We start from the raw sequence: 18,804 nt of genomic DNA, 5'->3' as shown, positions 1-18,804 counted from the left end.
CTGCGGGCGAGCCCGGAGGGCGATCGACGCCCACCCCCACCGGGGGTCAGGCCAGGTCACCGGACGGAAGGTCGGCCTCCACCACGTACGCGCCCCCGCGCGCCCCCGCGGAGAACGTCCCCCCGACGGCAAGCACCCGCTCCGCCATCCCCGCGGTACCGGTCCCGGCGGACACCGGCGCCGCCGGGGCCCCCGCCCCGGAGCCCCCCGCCCCCGTGGGCAACGGGTTGCCGACCCGCACCAGGAGCCGCCCGGCGGCAACCCGCACCCGCACCTCCACCCGCTCCCCCGGAGCGTGCTTCGCCGCGTTCGTGAGGCACTCCCGCACCACCCGGTGCACCGCGGCCTGCCGCAGCGGCGAGAGCCGGTACGCGGCGTCGTCGACGTGCAGGTCCACGGAGCTGCCCGCCCGCGCACCCTCCTCGGCCAGCTCGGGGAGCGCCGCGAGCCCGGGGGTCGGCGTCCCCTCGACCCCGCGCCGCACGACGATCTCGTTGAGCATCCGGTGCGCGGACCGCGCGGTCTCCGACAGCTCGTCGAACCCGTCGGCCCACGGCGTGTCCCCGGCCCGCCGGGCGAGCACCTGCGAACGCACGCTGAGCAGCGTCAGCTCGCGCCCCACGAAGTCGTGCACGTCCCGCGCGATCCGGGCCCGCTCCTGCTGCACGGCCTGCAACGCCTGCGTCTCGGCCCGCTGCTCCTGCAACGCCCGCACCAGGTCCTGCCGGTTGGCGGCGACCCCGACCCCCGCCGCGAGCGCCCCGATCGGCACGACCAGGCTGAGGAACTCGCCGAGCGTGTCCCCCCTGTGCACCGGCCACCCCGGCAGGGTGAACATCACGTACGCGAAGGCCACATAGGTCACCACTCCCGCGGCCCCGGCCGTCCGCCCCCGGTAGCGCGCGAGCGAGTACAGCGCGAACTGCGCGAGCGTCAGCTCGTGCAGCCAGCCGAGCAGCACGAGCGCGACCAGGAAGGGCACCCAGGGCGCGACGCGGCGCAGCATGAGCGTCGCCGCGCCCGCCGCGAGGACGAGGGTGGCCATCAGGCCGTTGAGGGAGTTGTCCTCGGCGGCCAGGCCCGGTACGTCGAGGGCCATCAGGGCGAGACAGGAGAGCGCGGTCAGCAGATCGAGCGCCCAGGATTCGCGGGTGCAACGTCGAGCGAGGCGGCGGGTCGCAGCCGCCGCCTTGCGCAGCGCCTCGGCGGCGGGCAGGTCGTCCATGGTCCTCCCATCATCCCCGCCCCCGCGGTGCACCCGCCCCGGGAGATCCGTGACCTGCCGCACCCGCCGCGCTCCCGGCGGTGGCGCTCCCGGCCGAACGGGTGTGGGCACCGGCGCGGCGAAACGGGTGTACGCACCGGCGCGGCTGCCCCGCCACCGCGCGTCCCGGAGTTCCAATCGGACCATGTGGTTTGCCCAGAATCCGGGTCGAAGGACCCGTCAGCTCGCCGGTGACGCCGCGGTCCTGCTGTGGACCGCGGCGTGGACCGCCGCCGCGGTCGTCGCGTACCGCATGGCCCTGCTCCTCACCCGTCCGGGCCCCGACTCCGGTGTCGCCTCCTCCGGCTCGCCCGCCGCCCGTCTGCCCCTCGTCGGCGAGCAGGTGGGCGCCGCGCTGCGCTCGGTGGTGGGCGTCGTCGACGACATCGACCCGGTGACGATGCGGGCCGGACTCGTGGTGAGCGCCGTCGCGCTCTTCCTCGTCCCGGTCGGCCTCGTCCTCGCGGGCTGGCTGCCGCGCCGGCTGCGCTGGGTACGGCAGGCCGCCGCCGCGCGGGACCTCGCCGAGTCCGACGACGGCCGTGAGCTCCTCGCCCTGCGCTCCCTGCTGCGCCCCCTGGACGAGGTGGCCGCCACCGCCGCCGCCCTCGCCCGCACCCCGGGGCTGCCCGACGCCACGCCCGGCAGCCTCGCCGAGGGCTGGCGCAGCGCCGACCCCCGGGTCATCGCGGCCCTCGCGGACGCCGAACTCGAACGCCTCGGCCTGGCGCCCGGCCAGGGCCCGGCCTGGCTGCCGGTGGCCGAGCCCGCCCTCTGACGGCGGGGCCGCGGGGGCAGGGCAAGCAGCGCGGGCCCGAGGGACGGGACGGCGAAGGCGCCCGGAACGATCAGTTCCGGGCGCCTTCGGCTGTCCTCGGGTGTTACGCCGCCGGGAGGCTGTCCAGCTGCGCCTGGAGGCGGGCGATGTCCTCCTCGGCCTTGGCGAGCCGGCCGCGGATCTTGTCCACCACCTGGTCGGGCGCCTTCGCCAGGAACGCCTCGTTGCCTAGCTTGCCGGTGGCCTGGGCCTTCTCCTTCTCGGCGGCGGCGAGGTCCTTGGCGAGCCGCTTGCGCTCCGCCGCCACGTCGATCGTGCCCGACAGGTCGAGGGCCACCGTGGCGCCCGAGACCGGCAGGGTCGCCGTGGCCGCGAAGCTCTCGCCCTCCGGCTGGAGGCGCAGGAGCTGGCGGACCGCGGCCTCGTGCGGCGCGAACGGCGTGCCGTCCAGGGTGAGGCGGGCCGGGACCTTCTGGCCGGGCTGGAGGCCCTGGTCGGCGCGGAACCTGCGGACCTCGGTGACCAGGTCCTGGAGGGAGCGGATCTCCCTCTCGGCGGCGGCGTCCCGGAAGCCCGCGTCGGTGGGCCACGGGGCGATGACGACCGACTCACCGCCCGTGAGCGTCGTCCACAGCGTCTCCGTCACGAACGGCACGACCGGGTGCAGGAGCCGCAGCGTCACGTCGAGGACCTCGCCGAGGACGCGCTTGCTGACCTCGGCCGGGGCGCCGCCCGCCATGAACGTGGTCTTGGACAGCTCCACGTACCAGTCGAAGACCTCGTCCCAGGCGAAGTGGAACAGGGCGTCGGACAGCTTCGCGAACTGGTAGTCCTCGTAGTACGCGTCGACCTCGGCGACCACCGTGTTCAGACGGGAGAGGATCCAGCGGTCGGTCGCGGACATCTCCGCCGCGTCCGGGAGCGGGCCCTCGACCGTGGCGCCGTTCATCAGGGCGAAGCGGGTGGCGTTCCAGATCTTGTTGGCGAAGTTGCGGGAGCCCTGCACCCAGTCCTCGCCGATCGGGACGTCCACGCCCGGGTTGGCGCCGCGGGCGAGGGTGAAGCGCAGCGCGTCGGAGCCGTACTTGTCCATCCAGTCCAGCGGGTTGACCGCGTTCCCGAAGGACTTCGACATCTTCTTGCCGAACTGGTCGCGGACCATGCCGTGCAGGGCGATGGTGTGGAACGGCGGGGTGCCGTCCATCGCGTACAGGCCGAACATCATCATCCGGGCGACCCAGAAGAAGAGGATGTCGTAGCCGGTGACCAGGACGGAGTTCGGATAGAACTTCGCGAGGCTCTCGGTGTTCTCGGGCCAGCCGAGGGTGGAGAACGGCCACAGGCCGGAGGAGAACCACGTGTCGAGGACGTCGGTGTCCTGCGTCCAGCCCTCGCCGGTCGGTGCCTGGTCGTCGGGGCCGACGCAGACGATCTCGCCGTTCGGCCCGTACCAGACCGGGATGCGGTGGCCCCACCACAGCTGGCGCGAGATGCACCAGTCGTGGAGGTTGTCGACCCAGTCGAAGTAGCGCTTCTCCATCTCCTGCGGGTGGATCTTGACCTGGCCGTCGCGGACCGCGTCGCCCGCGGCCTTGGCGAGCGGGCCGACCTTGACCCACCACTGCAAGGAGAGACGCGGCTCGATCGTCGTCTTGCAGCGCGAGCAGTGCCCCACGGAGTGCGTGTACGGGCGCTTCTCGGCGACGATGCGGCCCTCGGCGCGCAGGGCGCCGACGATCGCGGAGCGGGCCTCCAGGCGGTCCAGGCCCTGGAAGGGGCCGGAGACCGTGATCACGGCGTGCTCGTCCATGACCGCGATGTTCGGCAGGTCGTGGCGGCGGCCGATCTCGAAGTCGTTCGGGTCGTGGGCGGGCGTCACCTTGACGGCGCCGGTGCCGAACTCCGGGTCGACGTGCTCGTCCGCGACGACCGGGATGGTCCGGTCGGTGAGCGGCAGCTTGATCTGCCTGCCGACCAGGTGCCGGTAGCGCTCGTCCTCGGGGTGCACGGCGACGGCGGTGTCACCGAGCATCGTCTCGGCGCGGGTGGTCGCGACGACGAGGGTCTCGTCGCCGTCCCCGTACTTGATCGACACCAGCTCGCCGTCGTCGTCCTGGTACTCCACCTCGATGTCCGAGATGGCGGTGAGACAGCGCGGGCACCAGTTGATGATGCGCTCGGCGCGGTAGATCAGCTCGTCGTCGTAGAGCCTCTTGAAGATCGTCTGGACGGACTTGGAGAGCCCCTCGTCCATGGTGAACCGCTCGCGCGACCAGGCGACGCCGTCACCCAGGCGCCGCATCTGGCCGGAGATCTGGCCGCCGGACTCGCCCTTCCACTGCCACACCCGCTCGACGAAGGCCTCCCGGCCGAGGTCGTGGCGTGACGTGCCCTCCTTGCCGAGCTCGCGCTCGACGACGTTCTGCGTGGCGATGCCCGCGTGGTCCATGCCCGGCTGCCACAGGACCTCGTAGCCCTGCATGCGCTTGCGGCGGGTCATGGCGTCGATGAGGGTGTGCTCGAAGGCGTGGCCCAGGTGCAGGCTGCCGGTGACGTTCGGCGGCGGGATGACGACGGTGAAGGGCTCCTTGTCGCTCCTCGCGTCCGCGTCGAAGTAACCGCGCTCTACCCAGCGCTCGTACAGCACCCCTTCCACCTCGGACGGCGCGTACTGCGTCGGGAGTTCGGGGGTGGTCGCTGGCGGCTGCTGCTGAGCGTTCTCGGTCACGGGGTCAGTTTAGTGGTGTCACAGAGTGGTCCCGAAACCCGAATCTTCAGTAACGGTTGCCGCCCCGGTCCCCACGGCGGGCTTTCGGTCAGTCAGGATGTCGGAACCACATAAGCGCGCGGGAGCATGAGGGCGCGCTCAGGCGTTCGAGGGGATCCCCAGTAATGAGCTACAACCAGCCGGGCCCGTACGGCGGGCAGCAGCCCCAGCAGCCCGGGCCGTACGGCGGCGGTCAGCCGCAGCAGCCCGGCCCCTACGGTCAGCCGCCGCAGGCCCCGCAGCCCGGCTACGGCTACCCCCAGCAGCCCCAGCAGCCCGGTTACGGCTACCCGCAGCAGCCCCCGCAGGGCGTCCCGCCGCAGCAGCCGTACGGTCAGCCCGGCTACGGCCAGCCCCAGCAGCCCGGACCCTACGGGCAGCAGCCCCAGGGCCCCTACGGCCAGGTCCCGCCGCCGGCGGGCGGGGGCGGCGGCAAGAAGACGGGCCTGATCATCGGGGCGGTCGCGGTGGTCGCGGCGATCGGTGTGGGCGCGTACTTCGTCCTCGGCGGCAGCGACAGCGGCGGATCCGGCAAGGTCAAGGACGACGGCCCGCACAAGCTGACCACGCCCGAGACCGTCCTCACCGAGTACAAGAAGAAGCCGGGCGGCTCCAGCGGGGGCAGCGACATGTCCTCGGAGCAGACGAAGAACGCCGCGAAGTTCGGCGTGAAGAACCCCAAGGAGATCGCCGCCCAGTACGGCACGGGCAGCGAGGAGAACCCGCTCGCGCAGAAGATCCTCCAGATCAACGGCGTGTACGGAGAGATCGAGGACCCCTCGGCGGTCGTCGACAAGATGTTCGCGGAGGCCAAGAAGAAGTCCGAGGAGAGCGACGGCAGCAGCACCGGTCAGAAGGTGACCGTCGTCGGCGAGCCCAAGTCGTACAACCCGTCGGCGCTCGACGGCGCGGTGATGAAGTGCCAGGAGATGAAGTACTCCATGGGCTCGTCGTCGTCCTCGACCAGCCAGGGGCCCAAGGAGATGTCGATGGCCACCTGCATCTGGGGCGACAACAGCACGATCGGCGTGGTCGTCACCACGACCGTGGCGGACGCGCTCGCCAACAAGGGCGCCGACCTGGAGGGCGGCGCGGAGAAGGCGGCCGAGTTCCGCAAGGAGTCCCGCGTCAAGCTCTGACGTCCTGCGACGTGACGGCGTGATGGTGTGACGGCGTGGCGGCGTGGCGGCGTGATGGCGTGACGACGTGGCGACACATCGACGCGGGTCGCGTACGCGCAGCGGGCCCCGGCTGTCACAGCCGGGGCCCGCTTCCGTCACGATGGGTGGCGCAGCACCGTATCCCGAAGGGGGAACCGAGGAATGAGCCACAACCAGTCGGGTCCGTACGACGGGCAGCAGCCCCAGCAGCCGGGTCCCTACGGCGGCGGTCAGCCGCAGCAGCCCGGCCCCTACGGTCAGCCGCCGGTGGCCCCGCAGCCCGGCTACGGCTACCCGCAGCAGCCGCCCCAGCAGCAGCCGGGATACGGATACCCCCAGCAGCCCCCGCAGGGCCTGCCGCCGCAGCAGCAGCCGTACGGCCAGCCCGGCTACGGCCAGCAGCCCCCGTACGGGCAGCAGCCCCCCGCCCCCTACGGGCAGGTCCCGCCGCCGACCGGCGGAGGCGGCGGCAGGAAGACGGGCCTGATCGTCGGCGCGGTCGCCGTGGTCGCGGCCGTCGCCGTGGGCGCCTACTTCGTCCTGGGCGGCAGCGACAGCGGCTCCGGCGGGGTGAAGGACGACGGCCCGCACAAGCTGACCACGCCCGCGACCGTCCTCTCCGAGTACGAGAAGGAGTCCGGTGGTGGCGACGGGGGCATGTCCGCCGGCGACATCAAGGAAGCCAAGAAGTTCGGGGTGAAGAACCCCAAGGACGTCGGCGCCCAGTACCAGGCGGGCGACAAGGAGAACCCGCTCAGCCTCAAGCTGATCGAGTTCGGGGGTGTGTACGGGGAGATCGACGACCCCGAGAAGACCCTCGACGCCATGCTCGCCAACATGAAGAAGGAGTCCCAGAAGGACAAGGACGGCGGTTCGGGCAGCCGGGACATCGAGTTGGTCGGCGACCCCAAGTCCTATGAGCCGGACTCCCTGGACGGCGCGATCCTCAAGTGCCAGGAGGCGAAGGCGTCCAACATGAGCGCGGGCGGCTCCGGCGGGCCCAAGGAGATGAGGGTCGTGTACTGCCTGTGGGCGGACCACAGCACGCTCGGCTTCACCGCTCCCATGGACGTCGCGAGCATGGCGTCGGGCAAGGCGGCGGACGCCGAGGCGGCGGCGGAGACCACCGCCAGGCTGCGCGAGGAGATCCGCGTCAAGATCTGACCCACGGGGGTCGGACGGACGGCGCGAGGGTCCCGGCTCCGGCCGGGATCACCCCGGCAACGACGTGGGGGGGCCCGCGGGGGGGACACGCCCGGCGCCCCCCCGCCGTGGCGGCCTGTGGGCGGAGCGGGCATGGGGGCGGGCGGGCCCGGGCGCCCCGCCCCGGGCGGGCCCCCCGCGGCAACCGGGGGGGGGCGCCGGGCGTCTCCCACCCCGGGGGCGCCCCACGTCGTTGCCGTCGTGTCGGCTACGCGGACTTCTGCTCGCCGGGCCCGGAGCCCCGGACGTCGCGCGGCACCAGGGTCGGGTTCACGTTCGAGTGGACGACGTCCGCCGTGATGACGACGCGGGCGACGTCCTTGCGGGACGGGACCTCGTACATCACCGACTGGAGGACTTCCTCCATGATGGCGCGCAGGCCGCGGGCGCCGGTCTGGCGGAGGATGGCCTGGTCGGCGATGGCTTCCAGGGCCGCGCGCTCGAAGTCCAGCTCCACGCCGTCGAGTTCGAAGAGGCGCTGGTACTGCTTGACGAGGGCGTTGCGCGGCTCGACCAGGATCTGTAGGAGTGCCTCGCGGTCCAGGTTGTGCACGGACGTGATGACCGGGAGGCGGCCGATGAACTCGGGGATCATCCCGAACTTCACCAGGTCCTCCGGCATGATGTCCTCGAACTGGTCCTTCTCCTCCAGCTCCCGCTTGGAGCGGATGGTGGCGCCGAAGCCGATGCCCTTGGCTCCCGCCCGCGCCTCGATGATCTTTTCGAGGCCCGCGAAGGCGCCGCCCACGATGAACAGCACGTTCGTCGTGTCGATCTGGATGAACTCCTGGTGCGGGTGCTTGCGGCCGCCCTGCGGCGGCACGGAGGCCGTCGTGCCCTCCAGGATCTTCAGGAGCGCCTGCTGGACGCCCTCGCCCGACACATCGCGCGTGATCGACGGGTTCTCGCTCTTCCGGGCGACCTTGTCGATCTCGTCGATGTAGATGATGCCCGTCTCGGCCTTCTTGACGTCGTAGTCGGCGGCCTGGATGAGCTTCAGGAGGATGTTCTCCACGTCCTCGCCGACATAGCCCGCCTCCGTGAGCGCCGTGGCGTCGGCGATGGCGAAGGGGACGTTCAGCATGCGGGCGAGCGTCTGGGCGAGCAGTGTCTTGCCGGAGCCGGTGGGGCCGAGCAGCAGGATGTTGGACTTCGCCAGCTCGATGGCGTCCTCGCGGCCCTGTGCGCCGCCGTTCTCCCCGGCCTGGACGCGCTTGTAGTGGTTGTAGACCGCCACGGAGAGCGCCTTCTTGGCGGGTTCCTGGCCGACCACATACCCCTCGAGGAACTCGTAGATCTCGCGGGGCTTGGGCAGTTCCTCCCAGCGGACCTCGCTCGTCTCGGCGAGTTCTTCCTCGATGATCTCGTTACAGAGATCGATGCACTCATCGCAGATGTACACGCCGGGGCCTGCGATGAGCTTCTTGACCTGCTTCTGACTCTTTCCGCAGAACGAGCACTTGAGCAGATCGCCGCCGTCACCGATGCGTGCCACGGTGTGCTTCCCCTTCGCCTGGGAGACGCCGTTTCTCCAGCGGCTCCTGGTGCCTTGTATCCGACGGTACCTTGCCCGGGCCCCCGTTCGGGCCCCCCTTGGCGTGGTTCGCTTCGCCGGGGGCCGTACCGAGGGGTGGGCGGATGGTGCTGCGGTGCCCCGGGCGAGGCCGGCGGGCGGTCTCGTCCGGGGCTCGGCCGGGACTCAGAGAACCGAGTCGTTGTTCATCTTCCGGGTGGAGATGATCTGGTCCACCAGACCGTACGCCAGCGCGTCCTCGGCGGTGAGGATCTTGTCGCGCTCGATGTCGTCGCGGATCTTCTCGATCGGCGTCGTGGAGTGCTTGGCCAGCATCTCCTCCAGCTGCGTACGCATACGGAGGATCTCGTTGGCGGCGATCTCCAGGTCGGAGAGCTGCTCACGGCCCGTACCGCCGGACGGCTGGTGGATGAGCACGCGGGCGTTCGGCAGGGCCATGCGCTTGCCCGGCGTGCCGGCGGCGAGGAGCACGGCGGCCGCGGAGGACGCCTGGCCCATGCAGACCGTCTGGATGTCGGGCTTCACGAACTGCATGGTGTCGTAGATCGCGGTGAGCGCCGTGAAGGAGCCGCCGGGGCTGTTGATGTAGACCGAGATGTCCCGGTCGGGGTCCATCGACTCCAGGCAGAGCAGCTGCGCCATGACGTCGTTGGCGGAGGCGTCGTCGATCTGCACGCCGAGGAAGATCACGCGCTCTTCGAAGAGCTTCGCGTACGGGTCGTACTCGCGCACGCCCTGCGAGGTGCGCTCGACGAAGCGCGGGATCACATAGCGGTTGTCCACCTGGGGGCCGGTGTGCAGGCCCGCGGCCTGGCCGTAGGCGGGGAAGGTGTTCATCAGAAGGCGTTCCGTCCTGGGTGTGAGCGTGGGCTGGGCCGACCGGGGTGCCTGTGTCAGGCGCCCGTGCCGCCGCCGCCCGGAACACCCGAAGCGGCGCTGATGATCTCGTCGATGAGGCCGTACTCCTTGGCCTCCTCGGTGGTGAACCAGCGGTCGCGGTCACCGTCGCGGATGATCGCCTCGACCGTCTGGCCGGAGTGGCGGGCGGTGATCTCGGCCATGCGCTGCTTGGTGCGCAGCAGGTACTCCGCCTGGATCTTGACGTCGGACGCGGTGCCGCCGATGCCGGCGGAGCCCTGGTGCATCAGGATGTCCGTGTGCGGCAGGGCGAAGCGCTTGCCGGCGGTGCCGCCGGTCAGCAGGAACTGGCCCATGGAGGCGGCCATGCCCATGCCGATGGTGACGACGTCGTTCGGGATGTACTGCATGGTGTCGTAGATCGCCATGCCTGCGGTCACCGAGCCGCCGGGGCTGTTGATGTAGAGGTAGATGTCCTTCGAGGGGTCGGCCGCGAGGAGGAGCATCTGCGCCGTGATCTTGTTGGCGATGTCGTCGTCGACCTGCTGCCCGAGGAAGACGATGCGCTCGCCGAGCAGCCGGTTGTACACATGGTCGCCGAGGCCACCACCGATGGACGGCTCACCGGCTGCGTTGGGCATCAGATTCGTCACGTATCCACCTGCTCGTCTCTGACGGCACCGGCCGTCTCAGCATCTTCGTTCCGAGGGCAACGAGTCCGCTGCCCTCGTATTCATGGACCCTAACGCGCGGCCCCCTTCGGGGAATCCCGCACGGGCAGCTGTTCGCTGTGAGCGCAGGTAGGGCACCCCCCGCAGGGGCGAGCGCGGGCGCGCCCCCGCAGGGGCGCGGGGAACTGCGCGACCGGCCACAGCGGCCCCGCGGTCGCCGATGGCGCGGCATCGGGCAGACGCGTCTGCCAGGTCCCGCGCCATCGGCCTCTGCGGGCCTTCGTCGGTTGCTCGCGCAGTTCCCCGCGCCCCTGACGGGGCCCCCAGAACAGAATGCTGGGCCCCCGGACACATGTCCCGGGAGCCCAGCGGTCACGGCAAAGAAGATCAGGCGTCCGACTTCGTCTCGGCGGCGTCGGCCTTCTCGCCCTCGGCGGCGGCCGCACCCTCGGCGGAGGCCTCCGCCTGCTCACCCTCGACGGAGTCGTCCTCGTCCTCGAGGTCGACCACCTCGCCGTTGGTGTCCTTGACGGTGGCCGCCTCGACGACCACGGCGAGCGCCTTGCCGCGGGCGACCTCGCCGACGAGCATCGGCACCTGGCCACCCTCGACGACGGCCTGGGCGAACTGGTCGGGGCTCATGCCGGAGGACTGCGCGCGACGCATGAGGTGCTCGGTGAGCTCCTCCTGGTTGACGTTCAGCTTCTCCTTGTTGACGAGCTCGTCAAGGACGAACTGCGTCTTGATGCCCTTGACCGCCTGCTCGCGGGTCTCGGCGTCGAACTCCTCCTCGGTCTTGCCCTGGATCTCCAGGTACTTCGCGAGGTCGAGGCCCATCTGGCCGAGCTGGTGGTGCTCCAGGTTGTGCTTGCGGGTGCGGATCTCGTCCTCGAGCAGCTTCTCGGGGACGGGGACCTCGACCAGCTCGAGGAGCTTCTCCAGGACGCGCTCCTGGGCCTGCGTGGCCTGGTCGAACTGGCGGGCCGTCTCCAGGCGCTTGCGGCTGTCGGCCCTCAGCTCGTCCAGGGTGTCGAACTCCGACGCCAGCTGCGCGAAGTCGTCGTCCAGCTCCGGCAGTTCACGCTTGGCGACCTGGGTGACCTTGACGGTGACCTCGGACTCCTTGCCGGCCGCCGAGCCGCCCTTCAGCTCGGAGGTGAAGGTGGCCTCGCCACCGGCCTCCAGGCCCTTCACGGCGTCGTCGATGCCCTCGAGCAGTTCGCCGGAGCCGATCGTGTAGGAGACGCCGGACGCGACGCCGTCCTCCAGGACCTCGCCCTCGACCTTGGCCTCCAGGTCGATCGTCACGACGTCGCCGTCCTCGGCGGCACGCTCGACCGGGGAGGTGGACGCGAAGCGCTCGCGCAGCTCCTCGACGGCCTTGTCGATGTCCTCGTCGGAGATCTCGACGGCGTCGACCTCGACCTCGATGCCCGAGTAGTCCGGGATCTCGACGGTCGGACGGACGTCGACCTCGGCGGTGAAGTTGAGGGTCTCGTTGTCCTTCAGCTCGGTGATGTCCACCTCGGGCTGGCCCAGGACGTTGAGCTCGGCCTCGTTGACCGCCTCGGTGTAGAACTTCGGGAGGGCGTCGTTGACGGCCTCCTCCAGCACCGCACCGCGGCCGAACCGCTGGTCGATGACGCGGGCCGGGATCTTGCCCTTGCGGAAGCCCTTCACCGTGACCTGCTGGTTGATCTTCTTGTACGCCGCGTCGAGGCTGTCCTTGAGCTCCTCGAAGGGCACCTCGACAGTGAGCCGAACCCGGGTCGGGTTCAGGGTCTCCACGGCGCTCTTCACGGTTCGGTCTCCTTGGGGGGCTGACTTCTGGGTTTCTGCCCGGTTGAGAGACACACGGGCACGCAGCTTGCATAGTAACGGCACGCGGGAGCCGACCCACAATGCGATCTTGGAAGGGGCCGTGCCGCCGGGGCCGCGCGGGTGCTCCCACGCCGCGGGAAAAGGGCGGGGAGGCGCGGTGAGGACCCGGGGACGGCGCGGGGGCGACGTCGGGACGCCGCCCGGAACCCGCGGGCGACAAGCCACACGGGCGGGGGACCGTACTGGTCGGGGTGGCGGGATTTGAACCCACGGCCTTCCGCTCCCAAAGCGGACGCGCTACCAAGCTGCGCCACACCCCGTCGGTGCGACACGTAGGGTACATGCCCGCAGGCGGTGCGACTCCCGGTTCACGGACGGCGCACGGAGGCGGTGTGCGGGGGTCCGCTCCGACCCGCTACGATGCTTGCCGTGCAGCGGTCACCGGCCTCCGTCGGGATCGGCGGTGCTCAGCTGTGCGAAGCGTGCGGGCGTAGCTCAATGGTAGAGCCCTAGTCTTCCAAACTAGCTACGCGGGTTCGATTCCCGTCGCCCGCTCCAATGCCTCCGGCCCGGCCCCCGAACACTCGGGGACCGGGCCGGACGCGTTCACGCCGCCGGGACCGCGCACCCGGCGTCCGGCCGGGGACCCCGGAGAGGGCCCGCCCGGGCACGCACGGGCGCGCGGACCCGCACGGGCACGCGCGCACCGCGGCGGCGGACACACCCGTGCCCGTCGCCCGTCAGAACTGTATGTCTCCGATGGTGTTCGCGAGGGAGTCCAGGAGTTCCTGGATGTCGTCGGCCATTCCCGTCGAGGCGAGGACGAACCCGAACAGGGCCGCGACGATGGCGGGCCATACCTTGATGTTCCCCTGACGAATCATCATGACAAGGACGATCGCCAACAGCAGTACCACTGACAGCGAGATGGCCACACTCATCACACCCTAGGTCGGTCGCTTGCCCACCCGGGGGGTACGACCCGCACTCCCCCGCCAGAACCATCGTGCCACCAACAGGACCCGGTCATGCGGCCGGTGACACATCGTCGGCCAAGCCTTGACCAGGACCGGCCCCTTCCCACGCGGCACTTGGAGGGCCGCGGCCCACCGGTCACACGGGAACCACTATCACCCGTACGGGAATTCGAGGGTCCACCCGCAGCCGAATTCGACGTGATCGCTTCCCTGGCCGGACAACGCTCCGACACCACCGAGACACCGTCCCGTCACCCGTACACGCGGACGTTCGCACAAGTTCCTCACAGGAATTCGAATGGTGGCCGAGAGCACACCGAATGGGTCGCCATATTCCGCCACGCCCCCTTCAACCAGGACATTCCGCCTGAGTCCCCCGCGGACGTTATGCACGATTTAAGCGGTACGAGCTATGACGTACCGGACAGTTGGATCGGGCGGCACAAAGGTCAGCGGCAAGCGAATTCGGCAGCGGTGACCGGCCGACTCCGTCGAAGTCCAGCGAATTCGTACGGGCACCGGACGTTGAACGGCATGAATGAATTGAGGGTTTTACGGGAACGCCACGGCGACGCTAGGGTGCCTCAGATGTTCCACGCTGCCACGACCCCCGCAAGCGCAGTGCGGTCCCGGATCGTCCCACCGAGTTCATGGTGGGAGGGCCTGTGACGAACTCCGTTCAACCGCACGGCAGGCACCGGGCGCCCCTGCCTCCCGTACAGCCCCCCGTACCGGAACCGGCCGACGGAATGCCCGCCCCGCGCGACCCCCGCTCCACCGTCCCCGGAGTTCCCGGGGCCGCGAACGTCCCGAGATCCCCGACGGCGTACGCGGCGCCCCCGGCGCCCACCGGGCGCGACACCCGGGCCGCGGACAAGCCCGCCAAGCAGCGCGACGCCTTCTTCGACAACGCCAAGTACCTGGCGATCGTGCTCGTCGCGATGGGGCACGCGTGGGAACCGCTGACCGACCACAGCCGCAGCGCCGAAGCGCTGTACATGACCGTCTACACCTTCCACATGCCGGCGTTCATCCTGATCTCCGGCTACTTCTCGCGCGGCTTCGACATGCGCCCCGACCGGCTCAAGCGCCTGGTGACCGGTGTCGCCGTGCCGTACGTGATCTTCGAGGTCGCGTACACCCTCTTCAAACGGTGGGGCGACGACGATCCGACGCAGCCGATCAGCCTGCTCGACCCGTGGTACCTCACGTGGTTCCTCATCGCCCTGTTCGTGTGGCGGCTGACCGTTCCGCTGTGGAGGATCGTGCGTTGGCCCGTGCCCCTGGCCCTCGCCATCGCGGTGCTTGCCGTGATCTCGCCCGATATGGGCGACGACCTCGACCTGCAACGCGTCCTCCAGTTCATGCCGTTCTTCGTCCTCGGCCTCTTCCTCAAGCCCGAGCACTTCCAGCTGGTGCGGCGGCGCGAGGTACGGCTCCTGTCGGTCCCGGTGTTCGCGTGCGCGGTGGCGCTCGCCTACTGGGCCGCGCCGCGGATGACGTCGGTGTGGTTCTACCGCCGTGACAGCGCGCAGGAACTGGGCGTCCCGTGGTGGGCCGGGATCGTCATGGCCCTCGCCCTGTTCGGCTGCTCGGTGCTGCTCACCGCGTGCTTCTTCGCCTGGGTGCCGCGGCGGAAGATGTGGTTCACCGTCCTCGGCGCCGGCACGCTGTACGGGTATCTGCTGCACGGCTTCCTGGCCAAGGGCTCCCGGTTCTGGGGCTGGTTCGACGCCGACCCGTGGCTGCGCGAACCCGCGGGCGAGGTGCTCGTGACCGTGCTCGCCGCCGCCGTGGTCACCCTGCTCTGCACGCCACCGGTGCGACGGCTCTTCCGCTTCGCGATGGAGCCGAGGATGGAGTGGGCGTTCCGCAGGGACGCGGCCGCCCTCGCCCGCGAGCGAGGTTCGTCCGGGCGCTAGCCGAGTCCCAGCAGCGCGCGCAGGTGCGCGTACTTCGCCGTCAGGCGGTCCCGGGTCGTCCCGTCCAGTGCGGACAGGCGGCCCGGGTCCGCGTTGTGGGCCAGGTCGGCCTCCTTGACCAGGAGCGCGCCCGGCGTCCTGAGGATGCGGGCGGCGTACGCCTCCGCGTTCTCGCCGGGCCGCCTGGTGAGCGCGAGGACGATCGCCCTGGTGGCCGGGGTCAGCGCCGCGCCCGCCAGCCACTCGGCCGACAGGACGTCGTCCTCCACCGCGTCGTGCAGCCAGGCCGCCGCGATCTGCTCGTCGGACCCGCCCCGCTCCCGTACCCCCGCGGCGACCGCCGCCAGGTGCTCCGCGTAGGGCCGCCCCGCCTTGTCGGTCTGCCCGGCGTGCGCCCGCCGGGCCACTGCCTCCACCTCGGCCGGGGTCATCGGGGTCGGGGGTGTGGGCGGCGTCGGCGGTGTGGGGGGTGTCGGCGGTGTGGGGGGCGTCGGCGGTGTCATGACCGCGACCCTAGCGCCGCCCGTGCGGGCACCGCCGTCGCCACCAGGCCGAGCACCACGGCCGAACCGGCGAACGCCCCGTACAGAAGCGGCGGGATGTACGGGCCCTCGCCCGTGAGGCCCCGCATCATCGGGACGAGGGTGGCCAGGGCGATCGCGGTGCCGATGACGACACCCGCGCCCGTCACGAGCAGCGCCTCGAAGCGCACCATCCGCAGGACCTGGCTCCGGGTGGTGCCGATGAGCCGCAGGGTGCCCAGCTCGCGCCGCCGGTCGAGGACCGTCATGACGAGCGTGTTGGCGGCGGCGAGCGCGGCGAAGCCGCCGAGCACGGCCGCCATGGTGGTGTTCGCCCAGGCGCTCAGCTCCCGGTCCTTGGACTGGGCCGTGGTGTAGTCGTCGCGGTCGAGGAGCGTGCCGTGGGACGTCAGCTGCTTCAGGGCCGCGGCGGAGGCGCCCTTCGTCCAGACCTCCGTGGCGAACGCCGAGGTGACGTGCTGCCTCAACTCGTCGGCTGACAGGGTGACCTGGGCGAGGCCGAGGCCCCGCTCGTACGTCGCCACGACCGTCGGCCTGGCCTTGGTGCCGTCGGGCAGGCGCAGCACGACGCGGTCGCCGGTCTCGACGCGGGCGGAGTGGGCGAGGTTCGCGTCCAGGGCGATCCGGCCCTTGCCGAGAGCGAGTCCACCGGTCTTGACCTTGAGGTCCTGCACCTTCGCGAGGTCGGCGGCCGTACCCGCGATGCCCTGGGTGCTCGCCGACTCGAGCCGGCGGTCGCCGCCCGAGCCGACGGACAGGAGCACGGAGGTCTTGACCACGCCGACCGCGGCGCCGTCCCGGGCGAGGGCCGCGCGTACGGCCGGCGCGTCGAAACCGGTGTCCGACGTCACGATGTGGTCCGCCGTGATGCCGTCCCGCTGCTGGTCGGCCGCCACCTTGTCCTCGCTGGTGTGCATGAAGACGAGGGTGGAGGCGAACGCCATGGCGAGGACGATGGGCGTGATCGCGGACGCGAGGCGCCGGGAGTTGCTGCGGGAGTTCGCGGCGGCCAGCGACGCGGACGCGCCCGCCCCGCGCAGCGGCAGGCCGAACAGCGCCGCGCAGCCGCGTGCCACCAACGGCCCGAGCAGCGCCACCGCCAGCATGAACAGCATCACGACGCCGAGCGCCGCGTTCGCCGCGTCCTCGCCGGTGGTGGTGGCGGCGACCCGCGCGAGGACCACACCGCCGACCGTCGCGGCGACACCGAGGGGCGTACGGATCCAGCCCACCGGCAGCGGCTCCACGGAGGCCTCGCTCAGCGCCTGGCCCGGCTTGATGCGGGACGGGCGGCGCGCGGCCATGTACCCGGCGAGCAGGGCCGAGAGCACCGCCGTACCGGCCGCGGCGAGCAGCGGGAGCCCGGAGACGGAGAGCTCCACGGCCTGCGGGACCGCGCCCTTGTCCTTGAGCTGCCCGAACCACCAGCGTGCCAGGGCGATGCCGGGCAGGCAGCCGAGCACGCCCGCGAGCGGCGCGACGAGCAGGGACTCGGTGGCGATGGTGCGGCGGATCTGGCGGGGCGTGGTGCCGATGGCGCGAAGCAGCGCGAACTCGCGGGCCCGCTGGCTGACGGAGAGGGCGACGGTGCCGGCCGCCGTGAAGACGGCGACCGCCGTGGCGACGCCCCCGAAGGAGCCGCCGATGCCGGTGAGCATGTCCTTGGCCTCGGCGAGGTCCGGGTCCTCGACGCCGCCGCGCGCGTCACCGGTGTACACGTCGATCTCGTCCCCGAGGGCCTTCGCCACCTGGGACTTCAGCGCGGAGGTGCTGACGCCGTCCTTGGGCAGTACGGCGACGGCGTCGACGCGTCCCGGGTGTCCGGAGACCCGTACGGCGTCGGAGTCGGTGAACCAGGCCGTCGGCGCCGCTCCCGCGGCGATCCCGGAGACCCGGAAGTCGCGGGGGCCCTGCGCGGTGGTCAGCGTGACCTTCTGGCCGGCGCGGGCCCCGGGGGCGCCCGCGAGCACCACCTCTCCGGCGGCGGGGGCACGGCCCGTGGTGAGCTTCTCGCCGGTGAAGGCGGTGGAGCCCCAGCCGTGTGCCGTCAGGGCCTTGTCGCCGTGCTTGACGGGGAAGGTGACGTCGGCGACGGCGGTACGCGCGCCGGGCACCGCGGCCGCCTTCGCCACCACGGACTCGGCGATCCTGGCCCGGTCGGGCACGACCTGGCTCTCGGTCGTGCGGTCCTCGCCGCTGCCGGTGGTGTAGTGGATCCTCTGGTCGTCGGCGGCCACCACGGGCGCGTTCGCGTAGCGCACCGGCGGTACCGAGGCGCGCAGCCCCGTCTCCAGGAGGATGCCGCACGCGGCCACGATCAGGGAGGCCATCATGAGGGCGACGAACGTGCCGACGAACGCGGCGGGCTTGAAGCGGACGGCCGCGCGGGCCAGGCCGTTGGGTGCGAAGCTCACGCGGCGGCTCCCACGTACGCGGGCGCGGTGAGCGTGGTCATGCGGTCCGCGATCCGGGCGGCCGGGGCGCGGTCCAGGTGGTCGACGATGCGGCCGTCGGCGAGGAACAGCGTGCGGTCGGCGTGGGCCGCGGCGGCCGGGTCGTGGGTGACCATCACGACCGTGGCGCCCATGCCGTCCACGGCCGAGCGCAGCAGGTTCAGGATCTCGGTGGCCGTGGTGGTGTCCAGGGCGCCGGTCGGCTCGTCGGCGAAGACCACGTCCGGGGCCGTGACCAGGGCGCGGGCGATGGCCACGCGCTGCTGCTGGCCGCCGGAGAGCTGGCCCGGGCGGCGCCCGCCCTTGTCGCCGAGGCCCACCCGGGCCAGGACGGCGGCGGCCTTGCGGCGCTCGGGGCGGTGGCCCGCGAGGCGCATCGGCAGCAGGACGTTCTGCTCCACGGTGAGCGAGGGGAGCAGGTTGAAGGCCTGGAAGACGAAGCCGAGGCGGGTGCGGCGCAGGGCCGTGAGCTTGTTCTCGCTCATGCCGGTGATCTCGGTGCCGCCGAGGCGGACGGTGCCGGCCGTGGGGCGGTCGAGGCCGGCCGCGCACTGGAGGAACGTGGACTTGCCCGAGCCGGAGGGGCCCATCACCGCGGTGAAGCTGCCGCGCGGCAGGTTCAGGTCTATGCCGCGCAGGGCGTGTACGGCGCCGGAGCCGCGGCCGTACTGGCGGCGCACCCCGCCCAGCTCCACGGCCCAGTCGCCCGTGCCGCCGCGGGGGTCCCCCGTCGCGTCCACGGGGGCCGTGACCGCCTCGCCCCGCTGCTTCTTCTTGCGCAGCCCCATGGCGTGCACCCTCTCCGTCGTTCTTGCTTGGTCGATGCAACGAACTTACGGAGTCCGGGGTGGGCC

14 protein-coding genes and 2 tRNA genes are annotated in these 18,804 nt (G+C 71.5%); 5 read left to right on the top strand and 11 right to left on the bottom strand.

The window, feature by feature from the left end; all coding sequences use genetic code 11:
* Positions 1–46 precede the first annotated feature (46 nt).
* Entirely contained in the window at positions 47–1,225 is a 1,179-nt protein-coding gene (locus tag ACH4DX_RS01915) for a sensor histidine kinase (protein WP_398153643.1), read from the bottom strand.
* Positions 1,226–1,409: 184 nt separating this feature from the next.
* Here ACH4DX_RS01915 and ACH4DX_RS01910 point away from each other — a divergent pair, with 184 nt between their 5' ends.
* Complete coding sequence (locus ACH4DX_RS01910) at positions 1,410–2,042, top strand: hypothetical protein (protein WP_398116907.1); 633 nt, start codon at positions 1,410–1,412, stop codon at positions 2,040–2,042.
* Positions 2,043–2,145: 103 nt separating this feature from the next.
* On the opposite strand, the gene ACH4DX_RS01905 is transcribed toward ACH4DX_RS01910, so the two are convergent.
* On the bottom strand, positions 2,146–4,770 hold the full coding sequence (locus tag ACH4DX_RS01905) for a valine--tRNA ligase (RefSeq protein WP_398153642.1): 2,625 nt from the start codon (positions 4,768–4,770) through the stop codon (positions 2,146–2,148).
* A 164-nt stretch (positions 4,771–4,934) separates the two neighbouring features.
* Between ACH4DX_RS01905 and ACH4DX_RS01900 the strand changes: the two genes are divergently transcribed.
* Together ACH4DX_RS01900 and ACH4DX_RS01895 are read left to right on the top strand one after the other, a co-directional pair.
* Positions 4,935–5,948 carry a hypothetical protein gene (locus ACH4DX_RS01900; RefSeq protein ID WP_398153641.1) on the top strand — a complete coding sequence of 338 codons (1,014 nt, stop codon included), beginning with the start codon at positions 4,935–4,937 and terminating at the stop codon, positions 5,946–5,948.
* A gap of 183 nt (positions 5,949–6,131) precedes the next feature.
* The gene (locus tag ACH4DX_RS01895; protein ID WP_398153640.1) at positions 6,132–7,133 is read left to right on the top strand and encodes a hypothetical protein; all 1,002 of its coding nucleotides are present in this window, start codon (positions 6,132–6,134) and stop codon (positions 7,131–7,133) included.
* Between the two features lie 247 nt (positions 7,134–7,380).
* Here ACH4DX_RS01895 and clpX read toward each other — a convergent pair whose 3' ends face one another.
* The 5 genes from clpX to ACH4DX_RS01870 all read right to left on the bottom strand — a co-directional run bounded on the left by clpX (position 7,381) and on the right by ACH4DX_RS01870 (position 12,376).
* Positions 7,381–8,667 carry an ATP-dependent Clp protease ATP-binding subunit ClpX gene (clpX, locus tag ACH4DX_RS01890; RefSeq protein ID WP_398116899.1) on the bottom strand — a complete coding sequence of 429 codons (1,287 nt, stop codon included), beginning with the start codon at positions 8,665–8,667 and terminating at the stop codon, positions 7,381–7,383.
* Positions 8,668–8,871: 204 nt separating this feature from the next.
* Entirely contained in the window at positions 8,872–9,543 is a 672-nt protein-coding gene (locus ACH4DX_RS01885; protein ID WP_398116897.1) for an ATP-dependent Clp protease proteolytic subunit, read from the bottom strand.
* A 56-nt stretch (positions 9,544–9,599) separates the two neighbouring features.
* Positions 9,600–10,205: an ATP-dependent Clp protease proteolytic subunit gene (locus ACH4DX_RS01880; protein WP_058851065.1), complete on the bottom strand. Its 606-nt coding sequence runs from the start codon at positions 10,203–10,205 to the stop codon at positions 9,600–9,602.
* A gap of 417 nt (positions 10,206–10,622) precedes the next feature.
* On the bottom strand, positions 10,623–12,035 hold the full coding sequence (gene tig, locus ACH4DX_RS01875; protein ID WP_398116895.1) for a trigger factor: 1,413 nt from the start codon (positions 12,033–12,035) through the stop codon (positions 10,623–10,625).
* Positions 12,036–12,299: 264 nt separating this feature from the next.
* Positions 12,300–12,376 (bottom strand) — tRNA-Pro (locus ACH4DX_RS01870).
* Positions 12,377–12,540: 164 nt separating this feature from the next.
* Between ACH4DX_RS01870 and ACH4DX_RS01865 the strand changes: the two genes are divergently transcribed.
* Positions 12,541–12,614 (top strand) — tRNA-Gly (locus ACH4DX_RS01865).
* 182 nt (positions 12,615–12,796) lie between these two features.
* Here the strand turns inward: ACH4DX_RS01865 and ACH4DX_RS01860 are convergent.
* Positions 12,797–12,991: a hypothetical protein gene (locus ACH4DX_RS01860; protein WP_030564085.1), complete on the bottom strand. Its 195-nt coding sequence runs from the start codon at positions 12,989–12,991 to the stop codon at positions 12,797–12,799.
* 707 nt (positions 12,992–13,698) lie between these two features.
* Here ACH4DX_RS01860 and ACH4DX_RS01855 point away from each other — a divergent pair.
* Positions 13,699–14,955, top strand: a complete 1,257-nt coding sequence (locus ACH4DX_RS01855; protein WP_398153639.1) for an acyltransferase family protein — start codon at positions 13,699–13,701, stop codon at positions 14,953–14,955.
* On the opposite strand, the gene ACH4DX_RS01850 is transcribed toward ACH4DX_RS01855, so the two are convergent.
* The 3 genes from ACH4DX_RS01850 to ACH4DX_RS01840 all read right to left on the bottom strand — a co-directional run bounded on the left by ACH4DX_RS01850 (position 14,952) and on the right by ACH4DX_RS01840 (position 18,738).
* Positions 14,952–15,386 carry an HD domain-containing protein gene (locus ACH4DX_RS01850; RefSeq protein ID WP_398154158.1) on the bottom strand — a complete coding sequence of 145 codons (435 nt, stop codon included), beginning with the start codon at positions 15,384–15,386 and terminating at the stop codon, positions 14,952–14,954. The genes ACH4DX_RS01855 and ACH4DX_RS01850 overlap by 4 nt on opposite strands.
* A 68-nt stretch (positions 15,387–15,454) precedes the next feature.
* Positions 15,455–17,911: an ABC transporter permease gene (locus ACH4DX_RS01845; protein WP_398153638.1), complete on the bottom strand. Its 2,457-nt coding sequence runs from the start codon at positions 17,909–17,911 to the stop codon at positions 15,455–15,457.
* Positions 17,908–18,738, bottom strand: coding sequence for an ABC transporter ATP-binding protein (locus tag ACH4DX_RS01840; protein ID WP_398153637.1), 831 nt, complete (start codon positions 18,736–18,738; stop codon positions 17,908–17,910). The genes ACH4DX_RS01845 and ACH4DX_RS01840 overlap by 4 nt, the downstream gene beginning before the upstream one ends.
* Positions 18,739–18,804 lie beyond the last annotated feature (66 nt).

Origin of the sequence: Streptomyces sp. NPDC017940, from assembly GCF_044328435.1 — a bacterium.
Lineage (GTDB): Bacteria > Actinomycetota > Actinomycetes > Streptomycetales > Streptomycetaceae > Streptomyces.
This window is presented reverse-complemented; position numbering and strand designations above follow the sequence as displayed.

Coding starts and splice junctions, on each gene's coding strand:
- ACH4DX_RS01915 (WP_398153643.1), bottom strand. CDS start 1,225: ATGGACGACCTGCCCGCCGCCGAGGCGCTGCGCAAGGCGGCGGCTGCG.
- ACH4DX_RS01910 (WP_398116907.1), top strand. CDS start 1,410: ATGTGGTTTGCCCAGAATCCGGGTCGAAGGACCCGTCAGCTCGCCGGT.
- ACH4DX_RS01900 (WP_398153641.1), top strand. CDS start 4,935: ATGAGCTACAACCAGCCGGGCCCGTACGGCGGGCAGCAGCCCCAGCAG.
- ACH4DX_RS01895 (WP_398153640.1), top strand. CDS start 6,132: ATGAGCCACAACCAGTCGGGTCCGTACGACGGGCAGCAGCCCCAGCAG.
- ACH4DX_RS01885 (WP_398116897.1), bottom strand. CDS start 9,543: ATGAACACCTTCCCCGCCTACGGCCAGGCCGCGGGCCTGCACACCGGC.
- ACH4DX_RS01880 (WP_058851065.1), bottom strand. CDS start 10,205: ATGCCCAACGCAGCCGGTGAGCCGTCCATCGGTGGTGGCCTCGGCGAC.
- ACH4DX_RS01850 (WP_398154158.1), bottom strand. CDS start 15,386: ATGACCCCGGCCGAGGTGGAGGCAGTGGCCCGGCGGGCGCACGCCGGG.
- ACH4DX_RS01840 (WP_398153637.1), bottom strand. CDS start 18,738: ATGGGGCTGCGCAAGAAGAAGCAGCGGGGCGAGGCGGTCACGGCCCCC.